Source organism: Mesorhizobium sp. M1A.F.Ca.IN.020.06.1.1 (assembly GCF_004023265.1).
In the GTDB taxonomy this organism is placed as follows: domain Bacteria; phylum Pseudomonadota; class Alphaproteobacteria; order Rhizobiales; family Rhizobiaceae; genus Mesorhizobium.
The window spans coordinates 1-1,027 of sequence record NZ_RZSR01001424.1 but is presented as its reverse complement, the minus strand read 5'-3'; the positions used below and the strand labels follow the sequence as shown (position 1 = coordinate 1,027).

1 protein-coding gene and 1 riboswitch are annotated in these 1,027 nt (G+C 65.7%); the gene reads right to left on the bottom strand.

Annotated features, from left to right (window positions below; genetic code table 11):
• Window positions 1-105, bottom strand: a riboswitch (TPP riboswitch). This riboswitch is flagged as partial in the annotation.
• A gap of 107 nt (window positions 106-212) precedes the next feature.
• The coding region (locus tag EOA60_RS34540; protein ID WP_128312711.1) for a 3-oxoacyl-[acyl-carrier-protein] synthase III C-terminal domain-containing protein at window positions 213-1,027 on the bottom strand (815 nt) is incomplete at its 5' end.

Below are 1,027 nucleotides of genomic sequence, written 5' to 3'. Positions count from 1 at the left end.
ACCTCGCACCGTCCCTACGCCAGTATGAACTGGATCAGGTTCAACGGGTCACTGCGCGCTCTAGCAGTATCTCAGCCCCTTGCCGGGACTCCCCTGGTGATCGGCGCAGATTGATGATGCGAGGCCGCGCTGTCAACGCCGCTGCGGCGCGTGCACAAGATGAAATTTATCGAACGCCACCTGCCAAGCAGACCAATACGCAGCCTGCCGAATTAAAAACCAACCACCAGCGCCCCGCCAGTGAGGCCCGCGCCGGCCGCCGCAAGGAGCAGCTTGTCGCCTGGCTCGATGGGTTTGGCGGCGTGTGCGATCGACAGCGACAGCGGTATGGTGGCGGCCGACGAGTTGCCGTACTCGGCGATGGTCTTGACGATCCGATCATCCTCGATGCCGAGCGCCTTGCCGGCGGCGTTGAAGATGCGGGCATTCGCCTGGTGCGGCACAAAGCGAGCCACATCTGACGCAGAGAGACCGACCGCCGCCAGTGCCTCCCCCGAGCAACGACTCATCATCTCCACGGCCTTTGTGAAGACCGCGCGGCCGTCGGCGATGGTCATGCGCGTTTCGGCGATGTCGATCTCGTCAGAGAAGGGGCGGTTGCTGCCGCCCGCCGGAATCTGGATCAGGCCATAAGCTGACCCGTCGGCGGCAACCGAGCACCCGAGGACGCCGTGACCCGGATCGTCGGATGGGGCGAGCACCACCGCCCCGGCGGCATCGGCAAACAGAACCGCGCTTGCCCGCTCCGCCGGGTTGATCCGGCGGCTCAATATGTTGGCGGCGATGATGATGGCCGGTTTGTTGTGCAGCCGCACGAATCCGTCCGCGAACATCATGGCGTAGATGAAACCCGCGCAGGCGCCGGCAAGGTCGACACCGCCGGCATTCTCGAGACCCAACCTGTGCGCCACCAGCGGCGCGCTCGGCGGCAGGAGGTGGTCCGGGGTCGAGGTGGCGAGCAGGAGCAGACCGACATCCTTGCGGTCGATGCCGGGGGCCTCCAGCGCCATGTCGCCCGCCTTTTTCG